Source organism: Corynebacterium sp. 21KM1197 (assembly GCF_033783015.1).
In the GTDB taxonomy this organism is placed as follows: Bacteria; Actinomycetota; Actinomycetes; order Mycobacteriales; family Mycobacteriaceae; genus Corynebacterium.
In genome coordinates this window covers 1939591-1955538 of sequence record NZ_CP123907.1, presented here as the reverse complement: position 1 = coordinate 1955538, position 15948 = coordinate 1939591, and the positions used below count along the sequence as shown (strand labels likewise).

The window sequence follows — 15948 nt, the reverse complement described above, 5'->3', positions numbered from 1 at the left end:
AGCATCAGTGCGCATGTCCGTCTCGGTGCTGGTGATTGATAATCAGGATTCCTTCACGCTGAATATCGTTGAGGCCCTGCGCGCGGCGGGCGCGCGGGTGCGGGTGCAGGAAAACACCGAGTCCGTGGACTTGGCGGGGATCGAGGCGGTGGTGATTTCTCCGGGGCCCGGCCACCCGGGGATACCCGGAGACGTGGGCAGCAGCGTGACGGCCCTGCACAGCGGGCTTCCGGTGCTGGGGGTGTGCCTGGGGCACCAACTCATGGCCCAGGAGTGCGGGGGAGTGGTGGCCCAGGTGAACCCGGCGCACGGGATCATCAGTGAGGTGCACCACGACGATTCCGAACTATTCCGGGGGCTGGCCTCCCCCTTTGCGGCCGTGCGCTATCACTCCCTGGCGGTCATCGAGGTGCCGGGGGAATTGGAGGTCACCGCCCGCACGGAGGAGGGCCTGGTGATGGGGCTGCGCCACCGGGAAAAGCCCTGGTGGGGCGTGCAGTTTCACCCGGAATCCATCGGTGCCCCGGGGGCCGAGCGGGTGCTCCATAACTTCGTGGCGATGGTGCGGCGGCGTCGGCAAGCACTACGGGTGCACCACCGCCACCTCGAAGGGTGCGATCTTGACGCCGTGGGGGTGTACCGCCGCCTGTATGCGCGGGAGGAGTACGCGCTGTGGCTGGATGATTCCACCGGGCGGGGCTATAGCTTTCTGACCGCCCCGCGCGAGCACGCCCCACAGGGCGCGGCGGGGGCCGAGGTGCGCGTTCCGCCGCTGCCCTTTGCGCCCATGCTCGGCTGGGTGGGCTACCTCACCTATCCCCGGGGGGAACACTTCCGATTTGCGGATTCCGCCGTGGTGGTGGGGCCCACGGGCGTGCACCTCCTGGCTCTGGATGCGGCATGGCTCGATCACGCCGAACGCGCCCTGGCCGCCTCGCCTATCGACGTCCCCCCTCCCGCCCCGCGCCCCACCCTGCGCTGCGCGGACACGCGCGAGGAGTACCTGGACAAGATCGCGCGCTTGCAGCGCGCCATCGCGGCGGGGGAGACCTACGAGGCGTGTTTGACCACGCAGTTACGCGGTACCTCGCCGGGGCTGGGCCTGGCAGATTACCTCGCGCTGAGAGAGGCCAACCCCACGCTCTACGGGGCCTACTTGCGCTGGGGCGGGGTACAGATCATGAGCACCTCCCCGGAGACCTTTGTGCGCGTGCGCGGCGGGGTGGTGGAATCGCGGCCGATCAAGGGCACCCGCCCGCGCGGAGCGACCGGGGCCGAGGACGCGGCGCTGCGCGAGGATCTGGCACACAACCCCAAGGATCGCGCGGAAAACCTCATGGTGGTGGACCTGGTGCGCCACGACCTCACCCGCGTGGCTCGGCCCGGCACGGTGCGGGCCGAGCCGCTCTTTGAGGTGGAAACCTATGCCACCGCGCACCAACTGGTGAGCACCGTGCGCGCGGAACTTGCGGCCTCCCCCTGGGAGTTGATCCGCGCGGCCTTCCCCGGCGGTTCCATGACGGGCGCGCCGAAGAAACGCACGATGGAGATCCTGGCCGATCTGGAGGGGCGCGAGCGCGGGGTGTACTCCGGGGCGATCGGGTACATCGGCTTGGACGGCACGGTGGATCTCTCCATGACCATTCGCACCCTGGTGGAGGAGGACGGGGAACTCAGTTACGGGGTGGGCGGGGCGATCCTGGCGGCCTCGAACCCGGAGGCGGAATACCAGGAGATCATCACCAAGGCGCGGCCGTTGCGGGCGATCGCGGAGGTGGAGTTCCCGTGACGGTGGTGATGGACTCCTGGCTGGTGCGCGATGGGCAGGTGGCGGGCCTGAACTTACATCTGGAACGATTCGCGGCCTCCTGCCAGGCGCTGCTGGGTACCGCGCCGCCGGAGTCCTTTCTGCGCGAGGTGCGGGAAGCCTGCGCCCGGGCGCGGGGCGAATGGTTCCCCAAGGTGGAGGCGGTGAATGGCCAGTGGGGGTTGAGCATGCGCCCGGCACCGCCCCGCCGCGCCACCACGGTGCTCTGGATACCCGAGCACGCCGACGAGCGCGCACACCCCGAGCACAAGGGGCCGGACATGGCTGGCCTGCTGGACCTGCGTTCACGAGCAAGGGCGCGGGGCGCGGACGACGCCGTGCTGCACCGCGACGGCGCGGTGGTGGAGGCGGCCACCGCCACGCTGCTCTTTGCCCGTGGAAAGACCCTGATCCGCCCGCCGGGGCCACGCCTGCCGAGCGTGACGGAGCGACTATGGGTGAGGAACTGGCCGGGGCCGGTGCGCACGGAGGCGGTGACTTTGGCCGAGGCCCAGGATCCCGGCCTGCGGTGCTGGGCGTTAAGCAGCCTGCACGGAGCCACCGAGGTGGTGGACTGGCTGAGCGCGGCGGGCGATTAGCGCCCCTCGCGGGGAATCTCCGCTCCTACCTGATGGAAGCGGGAACGGTGATAGACGAGGGGCGGGTGCTCGCCGGGGCGGGCGTAGTCCAGGACGTGGAATAGGGCAATGCGGTGATCGCCCGCGGGGTATTCCTCCACGAGGTTGGCGCACATGGTCACGGAGGCGTCGGGGAGCACCAGCGCGGAGGATTCCGGGGAGAATCCGTGGAGTTCTTGGCTCAGTAACTCCTCGTCCCGGGATCGCAGAAGCGGAATGGACTCCGCGTTCTCCGTGCTGAGCACCGATATACCGATGGCCGACGCCTGTTCAAGAACGGGCCACGAGGTAGAGGTATGCGCGATCGCGGCCGTGACCATCGGCGGATCGAGGGATACTCCCACCGTCAGGGTGGAAACCACCATCGCCGTGGTCTTCCCCTCAACCCGCGCCGCGAGCAGGGCCACCCCGGAGGGGACGTCGGAGAAAAGCCCCTTGACGCCGTCGTCCGATAGGGGGCTGCGCTGCATTTATGCCTCACTCTTCTCGCGCCGATCGCGGGCCTCCGCGAGGAGTTCGATCGCTCGGATCCTATTGTCCACACCGGGAACGTAGGGGTTGATCATCACGGAATCGGCCCCGTAGGCGGTGGCGAGTTCCTCGATTTCTTCGTACACCTCCTCCCCGGTTCCGGTGAGGATCCTTCCCTTGTTCTTTTCTATGGCGGCGATCTCTGCGGGGGTCAGCTCGTGGTTGGCCACGTCATCCAGGGAACGCAATCCGGCATTGGGATCTCGGGTTTCGGTATCAATCAGCCACAGGTGGAAAGCCTTTTCGAGGAGTTCGGCGTGCTCCCTGGTCTCCGCCACTGCGGCAAACACCGCCACGATCACCTTGGGGCGATCGAGGAATACCGAGGGCTGGAAGTTCTGGCGATAGTTCTGCGCGGCTTGCGTTCCCTTGCCGGAGGCATTGATGAAGTGAGCGAAGGTGAAGCCGATGCCGTGCTCCGCCGCCAGGGTGGCCGTGCTTCCGCTCGCGCCCAGTATCCACGGGGTGGGCAGGTGCTGGGGGCGAGGGAATGCCCGCATACCGGCGTAGCGGCTCCCCTGCGGGTGATCGGCACCGAGAAAGCCCAGGAGATCCGCGACCTTATGTTCAAAGGGCAGGTGCGAGTGCTTTTCATCGTTCAAGGCGAGGGTGACCTGGCGGTCCGCCCCAGTGGAGCGCCCGACGCCGAGGTTGATGCGCCCGGGTGCATAGGAGGCCATGGTGAGGAAGGATTCCGCGACCTTGTAGGAGGAATAGTTGGGGAGCATGACGCCGCCGGAACCAACCTGAATGCGATTGGTAATGGAGGCCAGGCGTGCCATCAGCATTTCCGGTGCGGTGGAGGCGCTGGAATCGTATCCGTGGTGCTCGGATACCCAGTAGTGCTCGTAGCCGAGTTCATCGGCCCGGCGTGCCAGTTGATCCATCTCCGCGATGGCGGTTTCGGGGTTTGCGGAGGCGTCGATGGAGACGTAATCGAGAATGCTCAGTTTCATGCTTGTGTGTTCCTTTTTTCGTCATTGGTGAGCGATGGGTGCGTGCTGCCCGGTGTTGGGCAGGCGAATGACGAAAATCCCTAATGAGCGTCCAGGGAACTTGACGCGGCGATCGGCCAGACGCGGCCGGGGAGCGGGAACAACATGACCGCTACTGTACTATACGTCTGCTACAGTGACAACCCGATGGAGTGCATCGCGATGAAGGAGGATGTATGCCGGGAAAGACAGGCGCGGGGCGGGCGCGAATTATTGAGAAAAGCCGCGAGTTGATTGCGGAACGCGGGTTTGGCGGCTTGACCTATGACTCCCTCTCTAGGGAGACGGGAATGACCAAAGGCGGGATTCTCTACCACTTTCCCACCAAGGAGGATCTGGTTCGCGGGGTGCTGGAGGACGTGCTTGCCGCCCGAAATGCCAGGTTGGAGGAGAATCTGGGAAAGGGGCTGGCGGATTCCTCAAGGGAGGAACGGTTGATCTCTTATGTGCGATCGACCATCGGGGAAAAGCCGAGACGGGAGGAACTCTCGCTTTTTGTGGACGCTCTGCGGGTGGAGGAACTCAAGGTGCTGTGGCACGACTCCGGGCTGACCAAGCTGGATGGCCGGGAATTTGATGAGGCGGGCGTGGACATGCAGCTGATGAGGTTCGCCGCCGATGGCCTGTGGATGCTGGAGTCCCTTGGCGTTGTCTCCCTCTCCGAGGAGCGCCGCGAGGAACTGATCGAGCGGATGATCGCTTTCATTAAAAAGTAGTGGCCGACCGGGGCCGAGGGGGTGATGCTGGGGCAACTGTCGCAAATCTTGCGGCAGTTGCCGTTCCTCGAAGTTCGTTCTCCAAAGAGCGGGCGCTGGGCCGATGATGTTTTTACTATAAACGCTTGCGGGGGGATAAGGGGAGGCCTTTGGCCATGCGCGGCCAACAAGGCGTCGATAAGCGCCCCGCCGAGGCGCTACCATCGACTCCATGCCTGAGAACACACAAGCCCCCATAGCCCCCGTCCACCCCGTCACCCGCAGCCACCACGGCCGGGAGTTCGTGGACGATTACGAATGGCTGCGGGATAAGGAATCCCCGGAAACGCTGGCCTACCTGGAGGCGGAGAACGCCTATACGGAGGCCCGCGCCGCGCACCTTCAGGGCCTCACGGAGGCCATTTATGGGGAGATCAAGTCCCGCGTGCAGGAGACGGATATGTCCGTGCCCACCCGCGCGGGGCAGTACTGGTACTACGGCCGCACCATCGAAGGCAAGGACTACGGCCTGTCCTGCCGCCTGCCGGTGGACGCCGCGCACGATCCCTGGACTCCCCCGGAGATCCCGGAGGAGGGCGCGGTGCCGGGCGAGGAGGTGCTGCTGGACCTCAATGCGCTGGCCGAGGGGCATGAGTTCTTCTCCCTGGGGGCGTCGAGCGTGACCACCTCGGGGCGCTATCTGGCTTACTCCGTGGACACGGCGGGCGATGAGCGCTTTGACCTTTACATCAAGGATCTGAGCACGGGCGAACTCCTGGCGGATCGCCTGGAGGGAATCTTCTACGGGGCCACCTGGGCGGGGGAGGAGTACATCTTTTATCAGCGCGTGGACGAGGCCTGGCGGCCGGACTCCGTGTGGCGGCACAAGGTGGGCACTCCGCAGGAGGCGGACGTGCGGGTGTTCCACGAGCCCGACGGGCGCTTTAGCACCGGGGTGGGTGGCACGCGCTCGGAGCGGTATCTGATGATCGAGGCGGCCTCCAAGATCACCTCGGAGACGTGGGTGCTGGACATGGAGAACCCCGAGGGGGAGTTCGAGGTGCTGTGGCCCCGGCAGAACGGGGTGGAATACTCCGTGGATCACGCCGTGGTGGCGGGCGAGGATCGCTGGGTGGTCACCCACAACGCCACCGGCCCGAACTTTGCAGTGGGCGAGTGCGCGGCGGGTACCGGGGACGCGCTGCCCGCGCTCACCGATCTGCGCGAGCTGCTTCCGCACCGGGAGGAGGTGCGCGTGGAGGGCGTGGACACCTACGCCGGGCAGATCGTTGTTGCTTATCGACGCGACGCGATCGGCCGCGCCGCCGTCATGGTGCTCGATGATGCGGGCTACACGGACTTTGTGGAACTGGGCTTTGAGGAGGAACTCTACACCGTGGGCGTGCTGGGCAACCCGGAGTGGGACGCCCCGGTGATCCGTCTGAGCTACGGTTCCTTTATCACCCCCGCGCAGGTCATCGACCTCACGGTGGCCACCGGGGAGCGCGTGGTGCGCAAGCAACAGGCGGTGCTGGGCGGCTACGACGCCGCCGAGTACACCGCGTATCGCCTGTGGTCCGAGGCCACCGACGGCACCCGTATCCCCGTCTCCGTGATCCACCGCGCGGACCTGGATACCTCCGCCCCCAATCCCACCCTGCTCTACGCCTACGGCTCCTACGAGGCCTCCACGGACCCGGCCTTCTCCGTGGCTCGGCTTTCCCTGCTGGATCGCGGCATGATCTTTGCCGTGGCACACGTGCGCGGCGGCGGGGAAATGGGCCGTGGCTGGTACGACCACGGCAAGATGCTGGAGAAGAAGAACACCTTTAGCGATTACATCGCGGTGGCCGATGACCTCCTCGCGCGCGGGCTGACCACCCCGGAGACGATGGTGGCCGAGGGTGGCTCGGCGGGCGGAATGCTCATGGGTGCGGTGGCGAATATGGCCGGGGATCGCTTTGCCGGAATCCAGGCCATCGTGCCCTTTGTGGACCCGCTGACCTCCATGCTCATGCCGGAACTCCCGCTCACCATGGGCGAGTGGGAGGAGTGGGGCGATCCCCTGCACGACGTGGAGGTATATGACTACATGGCCTCCTATGCGCCCTATGAGAACGTGGAGCACAAGGCCTACCCGGACATTCTGGCCGTGACCTCGCTCAACGATACCCGCGTGCTGTACGTGGAACCGGCCAAGTGGATCGCCCGCCTGCGCGCCACCGCCGCCAGCGGGGAGTTCCTACTCAAGACGGAGATGTCCGCCGGACACGGCGGGGTTTCCGGCCGGTACGCCCGCTGGAAGCAGACGGCCTTTGAGTACGCCTGGGCGGTGAATAAGGCCACGGGGCGGGAGGCATAGCCAAGGAGACGGAACCGTCATGGGGAGGTGGGGGTGACTCCCGCTACCCCCATTGGCGGCGAGTGAATTGGGGCATGGGCGGGGCCGGGGCGATAATGCGGATAACGTGTTCTACCCCCGGAAGCTGAATCGAGAAAGTGATGTCTCCTAGCTCCGCCGGCGCCTATGACGCCGCGCCGAAGATCGCCGAGTCCAAGAAACCCCGCAAGGACCGCACCCACTGGCTCTACATTGCCGTGATCATCGCCATCGTGGCGGGCATCATCCTGGGCATGGTGGCCCCCGAGGTGGCGGTGAAGTTCAAGGTGCTGGGCACCATGTTCGTGGACCTCATCAAGATGATCGTGCCCCCGGTGATCTTCTGCACCATCGTGCTGGGAATCGGCTCGGTGCGCGCGGCGGCCTCGGTGGGCCGCGCCGGTGGCATGGCCCTGGCGTACTTCCTCACCATGTCCACCTTTGCCCTCTTCATCGGCCTGGTGGTGGGCAATATCCTGGAGCCGGGCGATGGCCTCCACGTGCAGGAGCACGAGGTGAGCGACACGGTACAAAAGGCCATCGACACGAACAACGAGGGCGGCGGGGCCATGCACTTTATCCAGGGCATTATCCCGGATTCCTTCTTCTCCGCGTTCACGGGTTCCTATAACTCCCCGGGCCACACCGTGTCCATCTTGCAGGTGCTCTTCATCGCCCTGCTGGTGGGCTTCGCGGTGCAGTCCCTGGGGCGCAAGGGCGAGCCGATCCTGAGCTTTGTGGCCAGCCTGCAAACGCTGGTGTTCCGCATTTTGAGCTGGATCCTGTGGCTGGCCCCCATCGCGGCCTTCGGCGCGATCGCCGCCGTGGTGGGCGGCACGGGCTTTAGCGCCGTGGTGCAGTTGGGCTACCTGATCTTGGCCTTCTACATCACCTGCTTCCTCTTTGTGTTCGTGGTGCTGGGCCTGGTGCTCAAGATCTTCACCGGCATTTCTATTATCAAGCTGGTCAAGTACCTGGGCCGGGAGTTCCTGCTCATCTTTGCCACCTCCTCCTCGGAGTCCGCCCTGCCCAACCTCATGCGCAAGATGGAGCACGTGGGCGTGGATAAGTCCACGGTGGGCATCGTGGTGCCCACGGGTTATTCCTTCAACCTGGACGGCACGGCCATCTACCTCACGATGGCGGCCATCTTCATCTCGGACGCGATGGATATGCCCATGAACATCAGCGAGCAGGTGGGTCTGCTGCTCTTCATGATCATCGCGGCCAAGGGCGCGGCCGGTGTGTCCGGCGCGGGCATTGCCACCCTGGCGGCGGGCCTGCAATCCTACAAGCCCGCTCTGCTGGGCGGCGTGGACCTGATCCTGGGCATTGATAAGTTCATGTCCGAGGCCCGCGCCCTGACCAACTTTGCCGGTAACTCCGTGGCCACCTTGCTGGTGGGCACCTGGACGGGCACCCTGGATAAGGATCGCGCCCAGCGCGTGCTGGTGGGGGAGATCCCCTACGTGCCCTCCGAGGACGATGACGATCACGGCGATTTCCGTCGCGATCCCTCGGTGACCAACCCCGCCCAGGATCGCGTGCAGCCCACCCCGCAGATCAACCTGGACGATTACAAGGAGCGGGGCTAACCCTTCCCGCGCTTTCTCGCGCCTTCTCACGCTCTCCCGCGCCGCCGCGCGCCCGCCACGGTGCTGTGCGATAATCGCGGGCATGAGCGCGCAACTCCTGGTGTCTATCTCCAGCATCTTCAAGGAAACCAGGCATGCCGCGCAGACCGTGGCGGCGGAACTTGACGGGCAGGGGGTGCCCGTCTCCCTCCTCATCGCCCCGCATATCGATGGCACCTGGCGGCTCTCCCGCGATCCCGCCACCCTGGAATGGATACGCGAGCGCATTGCCGGTGGCACGGAATGGATTCTCAACGGCTTCGATCAATCCGCGCAGGGCCGCCGCGCGGAGTTCGCCCAATTGGAGGAACACGAGGCGCGGCTGCGGCTGCGCGGGGCCACCCGGCAGATGGACAACCTGGGCCTGAGCACCCCCATCTTCGCCCCGCCGCGCTGGCGGCTCTCCTCCGGCACCCTCGCGGTGCTGCCGGAGTTCGGCTTTCACACTGTGGCCTCCACCAAGGGGGTGTACGTGGGGCGGAAGGGGGCGTCGATAAGCGAGGGGGAACGCTGGGACTTCGTGGGCTCGCGCAACCTCTCGGTGGGCGAGGGATTCGGCGCGCCGGGCTGGTGGCGGCGCAACATCATGGCGGCGGCGCGGCGGGGAGCCGAGCGCGGCAAGGTGGTGCGGCTTTCCGCCTCGGCGCGCAACCTGTGCGAGCCCAAGGTGGCGCGGGACTTCCTCGGCGCGGTGGGCGCGGCGCTGGAACAGGGCGCGGTGCCGGTGACCTACGGAAAGGTGGGCGGGAAGTAGGAAAGCCCGCCGCGCACAGGTACTCTGTGGGCGTAATTGAAGAACGTGCGAGATATAGGGGAATGAACCGTGGCCCGTGTAGTAGTTCATGTGATGCCCAAGGCGGAAATCCTTGACCCCCAGGGGCAGGCCGTGGTGCGCGCGCTGGGACGCCTGGGTGTGTCCGGTGTGAGCGACGTGCGCCAGGGCAAGCGCTTCGAGATCGAGACGGACGGCACCGTGACCCGCGAGGAGATTCAGCGGATGGCCGAGGTGCTGCTGGCCAACACCGTGATCGAGGACTTCGAGATCGTGGACGTGGAGGAGATCAAGTGACGGCACGAATCGGGGTTATTACCTTCCCCGGGACGCTTGACGACGTCGATGCCGCCCGCGCCGCGCGCTACGCCGGCGCGGAGGTGGTCAGCCTGTGGCACGCGGACGAGGACCTGCGCGGCGTGGACGCCGTGGTGGTGCCCGGCGGTTTCTCCTACGGCGATTACCTGCGCAGCGGCGCGATCTCCGCGCTGGCCCCGGTCATGCGCGCGGTGATCGAGGCCGCCCGCGGCGGTATGCCGGTGCTGGGCATTTGCAACGGCTTCCAGATCCTCAACGAGGCCCGCCTGCTGCCCGGGGCGCTCACCCGCAACCAGGGCCTGCACTTCCACTGCACGGATACTTACCTCACGGTGGAAAACACCAGCACCGCGTGGACGAGCACCCTGGAAAAGGAACAGAAGATCCTCATTCCGGCCAAGCACGGCGAGGGCCGCTTCCAGGCGGATTCCCGCACCATCGAGGAGCTGGAGGGCGAGGGCCGCGTGGTGTTCCGCTACACGGACAATTACAACGGCTCCATCAACGCCATCGCCGGGATCACCGATCCCACCGGGCGGATCGTGGGGTTCATGCCGCACCCCGAGCACGCCATTGACCCGCTCACCGGCCCGTCCACGGACGGGTTGGAGTTGTTCCTGTCCGCCGTCGGCTCGATTGCCGCGTGAAGGGAGAAGCCATGACCGCTCTGAACGTTCTCAACGACACCGTGGCCAAGGCCACGGCCGAGCCGGATACCGCGCAGCCCTACGCCGAACTGGGGCTCAAGGACGATGAATACGCCCGCATCAAGGAGATCCTGGGCCGCCGCCCCACGGACGCGGAACTGACCATGTACTCCGTGATGTGGTCCGAGCACTGCTCGTATAAGTCCTCCAAGGTGCACCTGCGCTACTTTGGTGAGACCACCACGGAGGAGATGAACTCCAAGATCCTCGCCGGTATCGGCGAGAACGCCGGCGTAGTGGACGTGGGCGACGGCAACGCCGTGACCTTCCGCGTGGAATCCCACAACCACCCCTCCTACGTGGAGCCGCACCAGGGCGCGGCCACCGGCGTGGGCGGCATTGTGCGCGACATCATGGCCATGGGCGCGCGCCCCATCGCCGTGATGGATCAGTTGCGCTTTGGTCCCGCCGACGCCCCGGATACCCAGCGCGTGCTGCCCGGCGTGGTGGCGGGAATCTCGCACTACGGCAACTCCCTCGGCCTGCCCAACATCGGCGGCGAGACCGTTTTTGACGCAACTTACGCCGGTAACCCCCTGGTCAATGCCCTGTGCGTGGGCACCCTCAAGGTGGAGGACCTGAAGCTGGCCTTTGCCTCCGGTAAGGGCAACAAGGTCATGCTCTTTGGCTCCCGCACGGGCCTGGACGGCATCGGCGGCGTGTCCGTGCTGGCCTCCGATACCTTCGAGGACGGCGCGGAGCGCAAACTCCCCGCCGTGCAGGTGGGCGACCCCTTTGCGGAAAAGGTGCTCATCGAGTGCTGCCTGGACCTCTACCGCGCCGGCGTGGTGGTGGGTATTCAGGACCTGGGCGGCGCGGGCCTGGCCTGCGCCACCTCCGAGCTGGCGGCCTCCGGCGACGGCGGCATGAAGGTGAACCTGGACGCCGTGCCGCTGCGCGCCAAGAACATGACCGCCGCGGAGATCCTGGCCTCCGAGTCCCAGGAGCGCATGTGCGCCGTGGTGGCCCCGGAGAACGTGGAGCGCTTCCGCGAGATCTGCGCGCACTGGGACGTCACCTGCGCGGAGATCGGTGAGGTCACCGAGGGCGATCACCTGGTGATCAGCCACGGCGGGGAGATCGTGGTGGACGCCCCGGCGGCCACCATCGCGGACGAGGCCCCCGTGTATGAGCGCCCCTTTGCCCGACCCGAGTGGCAGGACGAGGTGCAGGCGGAGGCGGCCGTGCCTGCCCCCACTGACCTGGCCGCCACCCTGCGCCAGATGGTGGCCTCCCCGGCGCTGTGCTCCCGCGCCTACATCACCGAGCAGTACGACCGCTACGTGCGCGGCAACACCGTCAAGGCGCAGAACTCCGACGCCGGAGTGCTGCGTATCGACGAAGAAACCGGGCGCGGCGTGGCCGTTTCCGCCGACGCCTCCGGGCGCTACACCTACCTCGATCCCAACACCGGCGCGCGCCTGGCCCTGGCCGAGGCGTACCGCAATGTGGCCGTCACGGGTGCCCGTCCGGTGGCGGTGACCAACTGCCTCAACTTCGGCTCCCCGGAGAACCCGGACGTGATGTGGCAGTTCCGCGAGGCCGTGCACGGCCTGGCCGATGGTTCCAAGGAACTGGGTATCCCGGTCTCCGGCGGCAACGTCTCCTTCTACAACCAGACCGGCGAGACCCCGATCCTGCCCACCCCCGTGGTGGGAGTGCTCGGCGTGATCGAGGACGTACACAACGCCATCGGCCACGACCTCGGCACCGTGCCCGAGGACGAGGTTCTGTACGTGCTGGGCACCACCGAGGCGGAGTTCGGCGGCTCCATCTACCAGCAGGTAACCACCGGCGAACTCAAGGGCATGCCCCCGCGCGTGGACCTGGCCAACGAGGAGCGCCTGGCGGACTTCTTTGTGGGCAACACCCTGCTCACCGCCGCGCACGACGTCTCCGAGGGTGGCCTGGCGCAGGCCCTGGTGGAGATGGCGCTGCGCTCCGGGCGCGGCTTGGACCTCGACCTCTCCGGGGTGCACGCGGATCTGCACGCGGCGCTGTTCTCCGAGTCCGCCTCCCGCGCCGTGGTGGCCACCACGGGCGATCGCGCGGATGCCCTGGAGCGTCGCGCCGCCGAGGCCGAGGTGCCCTGCCTGCGCATTGGCGGCACCGTCGAGGGCCGCACGCTGCGCATTGGTGAGGCCCTGGAGGTCTCCCTCGACGAACTGCGCGAGGCCTGGGAGGCTACCCTGCCGGAACTCTTCGGGCACGCCGTGGGGGCGAACTCGGTGGTGGAGTAGGGGGGCTCTCCGCCACACCCACGGCGCGGTGGGGCTTAGGTTATACTCGCCTGAGTCCTTTTGTTCCTGTGCTATCTAGGAGCCGCCGTGGGTTCTCCTCGCATACGCGCCGTGGCCGTGGGGGTCTCGGTGCCACTGCTCATTGCCGCACTGATTCTGCTGAGCCTGCTCACGGGAGCGCGCGCCCTGGGCTTGTCCGAGGTATGGGAGGCCATTCCGGGGGGCTTGCGCTACGCCATGAGCGGGCAATCGGGGGCAAGCGACGTCGAATTGGTGCTGGGTATCCAGCGCATTCCGCGCACCGTCTTATCCCTGATCGCGGGCCTGGCCTTGGGTGCGGCCGGTGCCCTCTTGCAGGGCTTTACCCGTAACCCCCTGGCCGATCCGGGGATTCTGGGCGTGGGCGCGGGGGCGGCGGCGGCCGTGGCCGTGGGCGTGAGCCTGGGGTGGTTGGATAACGCCACCGGGTACGTGTGGCCTTCCATGCTGGGTGCGGTGCTGGTTACCGCCGTGCTCTTCCTGCTGGCCTCCTCCGGGCCCACGGCGGGCAGCCCGCTGGCCTTTGTGCTGGCGGGCACGGCGCTTTCCGCGCTGCTCATGGCGGTGGTCAATGCCCTGGTGATTACCAACGATCGCGTGCTGGACGTGCTGCGCAACTGGGCCACGGGTTCGGTGGCAGGGCGCGATTTCTCGGCGGTGTCCATCGTGGCCCCGCTGGCCCTGGTGGCGCTCATTGCGGCCATAGCCTTAGGCCCGGTGCTCAACCTGCTCAGCCTGGGCGAGGAGAGCGCGCACGGGCTGGGAGTCTCGGTGCGCCGCGCCCAGATCGGCGGCGTGCTGGTGATCGCGGGGCTCACGGCGGCGGCGGTGGCGGCCGCCGGGCCGGTGGCCTTCATTGGGTTGGCCGCCCCGCACATGGTGCGCAGTTTCACCGGCCCGGATTACCGCCTGGTGATTCCGCTTTCCGCCCTGGTGGGTGGAGTGTTGGCCCTGGGAGCGGATATTTTGGGTCGCATGTTGGTGGCTCCCGGTGAGTTGCCGATGGGCATCGTGCTGGCTCTCTTTGGTGTGCCGGTGTTTGTGTGGCTGGTGCGTCGGGGTCGCATTGGGGGTGCGCTATGAGTGGGAGCGCTATAAACCACGGCAGGGTCTTTCGTCTGGGGCGCGTCTCCTGGCGGATCAATCCGCGCCTGCTGGTGTGCATGGTGGTGGCGGTGCTGCTCATGGCGGCGGGGGTGTGCTGGGCGGTCACCCAGGGCGAATACCGCATGACGCTGGGCGAGGTGCTGGCGGTGTTTACCGGGGGCGGCACCAAGATCCAGCAGACGGTGGTCTTTGATATGCGCCTGGGCCGCGCCGTGGTGGCCTGCGTGGTGGGCGCGGCCTTGGCGTACTCGGGTGCGCTCACGCAGTCCGTGGCGCGCAATCCCTTGGCCAGCCCGGATATTTTGGGCATTACCCAGGGGGCGTCGCTCGCCGCGGTGGTGGTGATCGTCTTTGCCGGGGCGGGCCAGGGCGGCGTGATCGAGTCCGGGGCCACCACGGTGCTGGGCACGGTGGGCCTGCCGGGGGCGGCGATCGTCGGCGGCCTGCTTGCCGCGCTGCTGATCTGGCTGCTCGCGGGGCCGGCGCGCAGTTCCATGTTGCAGGTGGTGCTCATCGGCGTGGGAGCCTCGATTTTCCTGTCCTCCTGCGTGACGTGGCTGTTGGCCTACGCGGAGTTGGATCGCGCGGCCTCGGCGCGCATGTGGCTCACGGGCTCGCTCAATGGGCGCGATTGGAACCACGCTTGGGCACCCCTGACGGTGCTCTTGGTGGCGGTGGCGCTGGGTGGTTGGTTGATGTTCCAGCTTTCCGCCCTGGTGCTGGGGGAGACCACCGCGCACGTGCTGGGGCACCGGGTGCAGGTGGCGCAGTTGGTGCAGTTGCTCACCGCCGTGGTGCTGGCGGCGGTGGGCGTCTCGGCGGCGGGGCCGGTGGGCTTCATCGCCTTTGTCTCCCCGCATCTGGCGCGTGCCCTGGCGCGCACGCCCACCCCGCCGCTGATCTTCTCGGCCCTGCTCGGCGGCGTGTTGCTGCTGGGTGCTGACCTGTTGGCCAGGGTGGTCCTGCCCTGGGAGTTGCCGGTGGGCGTGGTCACCGCCTTCATCGGCGCGCCGTTCCTGCTGTACATGATCTTCCGCACTCGTCGAGAGGAAACCATCTGATGAGCCAGCCGTTATTTTCCGCGCGGGGTTTGAGCACCGGCTACGCGGAGCGCCAGGTGATTAAGAATCTGGATTTGGACATTGCGGAGGGGGAGGTCACCTGCCTGGTCGGCCCCAATGGCTGTGGCAAGTCCACGCTGCTGAAGTCCATGTGCGGGCTGCTCAGCCACGGCGGCTCCTTGGAGTTCCAGGGCCGGGAGATCGCGCAGTGGCCGCGTAAGGAGCGCGCCCGCGAGTTATCCCTGCTGCCGCAGACCCCGGTGGCCCCGCCGGGGCTCACGGTGGGGCAACTGATCGCGCGCGGGCGGCACCCCTATCAGTCCTGGATGGCGCAGTGGTCGCGCCAGGATGACGCGGTGGTGACCCAGGCGATTGAGACCACGGGCCTGGCGGATCTCACGGATCGCCCGATCTCCGCGCTCTCCGGTGGCCAGCGCCAGCGAGTGTGGATCGCCATGACCATCGCGCAGGATACGCCCACCACGCTCCTGGACGAGCCCACCACCTACCTCGATCTCTCCACCTCCGTGGAGGTGCTGCGTCTGGTGCGGGCCCTGCGCGAGGAGGGCGGGCGCACGGTGGTGATGGTGCTGCACGATCTGAACCTGGCCGCTCGGTATTCGGATCGCCTGGTGCTGCTCTCCCGGTCGGGAACGCTGGCGGCGGCGGGCACCCCGGGGGAGGTGCTTACGGAGGAGAACCTGGCGGAGGTCTTTGGCCTGGACGCCGTGGTGGTGGCGGACCCGGTGAGCGGCGGGCCGTTGGTGGTGCCGCGCTAGGGGCGGGCAGGCGACGGGAGACGAGCGACGGACGACGGGCGCGAGGCAGGGGAAGGGTACCGGGCGCTGCCCACCCTAAATAGTTATAAAGATCACATCATGGGCCGTTTTCTGCGCACCTAATATGGTTTATTTCAGCTTTGGGTAGAGTAACCTTATGCTGGAAGGCGGCATGGCCCATAAGGTTGAGACCTCCTGGCGTCCGGCTGTTTTTACCGCATGTTCCATCTTCATACTTCTTTGAG

14 protein-coding genes are annotated in these 15948 nt (G+C 66.9%); 12 read left to right on the top strand and 2 right to left on the bottom strand.

Annotated features, from left to right (window positions below):
* The first annotated feature begins 13 nt into the window (after window positions 1-13).
* Together pabB and OLW90_RS09510 are read left to right on the top strand one after the other, a co-directional pair.
* Window positions 14-1789, top strand: coding sequence for an aminodeoxychorismate synthase component I (pabB, locus tag OLW90_RS09515; protein WP_319649854.1), 1776 nt, complete (start codon window positions 14-16; stop codon window positions 1787-1789).
* Window positions 1786-2406 (top strand): aminotransferase class IV, encoded by a 621-nt coding sequence (locus tag OLW90_RS09510; protein WP_319649853.1) that lies wholly within the window; start codon window positions 1786-1788, stop codon window positions 2404-2406. Before pabB ends, OLW90_RS09510 begins: the two co-directional genes overlap by 4 nt.
* Here OLW90_RS09510 and OLW90_RS09505 read toward each other — a convergent pair.
* Both OLW90_RS09505 and OLW90_RS09500 read right to left on the bottom strand, forming a co-directional pair.
* Window positions 2403-2915 carry a flavin reductase family protein gene (locus tag OLW90_RS09505; protein ID WP_319649852.1) on the bottom strand — a complete coding sequence of 171 codons (513 nt, stop codon included), beginning with the start codon at window positions 2913-2915 and terminating at the stop codon, window positions 2403-2405. The two genes, OLW90_RS09510 and OLW90_RS09505, sit on opposite strands and share 4 nt — an antisense overlap.
* The gene (locus tag OLW90_RS09500) at window positions 2916-3932 is read right to left on the bottom strand and encodes an MsnO8 family LLM class oxidoreductase (RefSeq protein WP_319649851.1); all 1017 of its coding nucleotides are present in this window, start codon (window positions 3930-3932) and stop codon (window positions 2916-2918) included.
* A 215-nt stretch (window positions 3933-4147) separates the two neighbouring features.
* Here OLW90_RS09500 and OLW90_RS09495 point away from each other — a divergent pair, with 215 nt between their 5' ends.
* The 10 genes from OLW90_RS09495 (at window position 4148) to OLW90_RS09450 (ending at window position 15703) form a co-directional block, all read left to right on the top strand.
* A complete protein-coding gene (locus tag OLW90_RS09495; protein WP_319649850.1) occupies window positions 4148-4687 on the top strand; it encodes a TetR/AcrR family transcriptional regulator in 540 nt (179 codons plus the stop codon).
* Between the two features lie 211 nt (window positions 4688-4898).
* On the top strand, window positions 4899-7028 hold the full coding sequence (locus OLW90_RS09490) for a S9 family peptidase (RefSeq protein WP_319649849.1): 2130 nt from the start codon (window positions 4899-4901) through the stop codon (window positions 7026-7028).
* Between the two features lie 140 nt (window positions 7029-7168).
* Window positions 7169-8641, top strand: coding sequence for a cation:dicarboxylate symporter family transporter (locus OLW90_RS09485; protein WP_319649848.1), 1473 nt, complete (start codon window positions 7169-7171; stop codon window positions 8639-8641).
* 82 nt (window positions 8642-8723) lie between these two features.
* Window positions 8724-9434, top strand: coding sequence for a DUF2334 domain-containing protein (locus OLW90_RS09480; RefSeq protein ID WP_319649847.1), 711 nt, complete (start codon window positions 8724-8726; stop codon window positions 9432-9434).
* A 69-nt stretch (window positions 9435-9503) separates the two neighbouring features.
* Window positions 9504-9749 (top strand): phosphoribosylformylglycinamidine synthase subunit PurS, encoded by a 246-nt coding sequence (purS, locus tag OLW90_RS09475; protein WP_319649846.1) that lies wholly within the window; start codon window positions 9504-9506, stop codon window positions 9747-9749.
* The gene (gene purQ, locus OLW90_RS09470) at window positions 9746-10417 is read left to right on the top strand and encodes a phosphoribosylformylglycinamidine synthase subunit PurQ (RefSeq protein WP_319649845.1); all 672 of its coding nucleotides are present in this window, start codon (window positions 9746-9748) and stop codon (window positions 10415-10417) included. Before purS ends, purQ begins: the two co-directional genes overlap by 4 nt.
* Window positions 10418-10428: 11 nt before the next feature.
* Window positions 10429-12717: a phosphoribosylformylglycinamidine synthase subunit PurL gene (gene purL / locus OLW90_RS09465; RefSeq protein ID WP_319649844.1), complete on the top strand. Its 2289-nt coding sequence runs from the start codon at window positions 10429-10431 to the stop codon at window positions 12715-12717.
* An 87-nt stretch (window positions 12718-12804) separates the two neighbouring features.
* On the top strand, window positions 12805-13839 hold the full coding sequence (locus tag OLW90_RS09460; RefSeq protein WP_319649843.1) for an iron ABC transporter permease: 1035 nt from the start codon (window positions 12805-12807) through the stop codon (window positions 13837-13839).
* Window positions 13836-14924 (top strand): iron ABC transporter permease, encoded by a 1089-nt coding sequence (locus tag OLW90_RS09455; RefSeq protein ID WP_319649842.1) that lies wholly within the window; start codon window positions 13836-13838, stop codon window positions 14922-14924. Before OLW90_RS09460 ends, OLW90_RS09455 begins: the two co-directional genes overlap by 4 nt.
* The gene (locus OLW90_RS09450) at window positions 14924-15703 is read left to right on the top strand and encodes an ABC transporter ATP-binding protein (RefSeq protein WP_319649841.1); all 780 of its coding nucleotides are present in this window, start codon (window positions 14924-14926) and stop codon (window positions 15701-15703) included. Before OLW90_RS09455 ends, OLW90_RS09450 begins: the two co-directional genes overlap by 1 nt.
* Window positions 15704-15948: the final 245 nt, after the last annotated feature.